Here is an 863-nt window from a genome sequence, read left to right on the forward strand (position 1 = left end):
TCGGCCTTCGCCGTCCTGCGCTCAAGCTGCGGTCCCGCTGGGATGCAGTCGGCCCGATCGGCGCCTTACGACCGCTGTCGAGGCCGCATGGGGCGGCTTCGGTAACCCAGTCAGGAGAACGACAATGGCTACCATCGGAACCTTCCAACAATCCGGCAACGACTTCAGTGGCGAAATCGTCACCCTTTCCCTCCAGGCCAAAAACGTCCGCATCGTTTCCGATACACGCTCCAGCGGCGAAAATGCTCCCAGCCACCGCGTCTTCGTCGGCCGGATCGAAATCGGAGCCGCCTGGTCCAAGCAGTCCAACGAGGGCCGCAACTACCTTGGTCTCAAGCTCGACGACCCGAGCTTCACCGCTCCGCTCTACGCCAACCTCGTGGAGGACGAAGATGGCAAGAGCTTCAGCCTCATCTGGTCGCGGCCGGCCCGCCGTTCTGGCGACTGACCGCTCTGGCTGTGACGCCCCGCACCTGCGGGGCGTCACGGAAAACCACCCACCCGTAGCTCCAAACAGCAGCTTGACGAGTGGCTCATCATATAAGGCCGCGATGGGCGCGGCCCCGAGCAACTGAAAAGGAACAAGACAATGGCAACCATCGGCTCTTTCACCGCATCCGAAAACGGCTTCTCCTGCACCATCAAGACACTCAACCTCAACGTCAAAGCCAAGATCGTCTACGTCGAACGCGCGTCAAAAGACGCTCGTGACTTCCGGGTTCTCGCCGGCAATGTCGATTATGCAGAGAGCGGGATTATGCGGAGTTAAGGTCGCTGAAGTCTGGATTTGCCGGCGGTTGCGGCGGATTATGCTCCGCATAATTGCGAGGGGGAAGAACTGGGCGCCCCGCTTTGAGCGGAGC

At 61.0% G+C, this 863-nt stretch carries 2 protein-coding genes; both read left to right on the top strand.

Annotated elements, in window-relative coordinates:
- Positions 1-124: 124 nt before the first annotated feature.
- On the top strand, positions 125-448 hold the full coding sequence (locus PMI09_RS10380) for a DUF736 domain-containing protein (RefSeq protein WP_007792533.1): 324 nt from the start codon (positions 125-127) through the stop codon (positions 446-448).
- A gap of 141 nt (positions 449-589) precedes the next feature.
- The gene (locus PMI09_RS10385) at positions 590-769 is read left to right on the top strand and encodes a DUF736 family protein (RefSeq protein WP_007792536.1); all 180 of its coding nucleotides are present in this window, start codon (positions 590-592) and stop codon (positions 767-769) included.
- The last annotated feature ends 94 nt before the right edge of the window (positions 770-863 follow it).

This window comes from Rhizobium sp. CF122 (assembly GCF_000282035.1).
In the GTDB taxonomy this organism is placed as follows: domain Bacteria; phylum Pseudomonadota; class Alphaproteobacteria; order Rhizobiales; family Rhizobiaceae; genus Rhizobium.

Coding starts and splice junctions, on each gene's coding strand:
- PMI09_RS10385 (WP_007792536.1), top strand. CDS start 590: ATGGCAACCATCGGCTCTTTCACCGCATCCGAAAACGGCTTCTCCTGC.
- PMI09_RS10380 (WP_007792533.1), top strand. CDS start 125: ATGGCTACCATCGGAACCTTCCAACAATCCGGCAACGACTTCAGTGGC.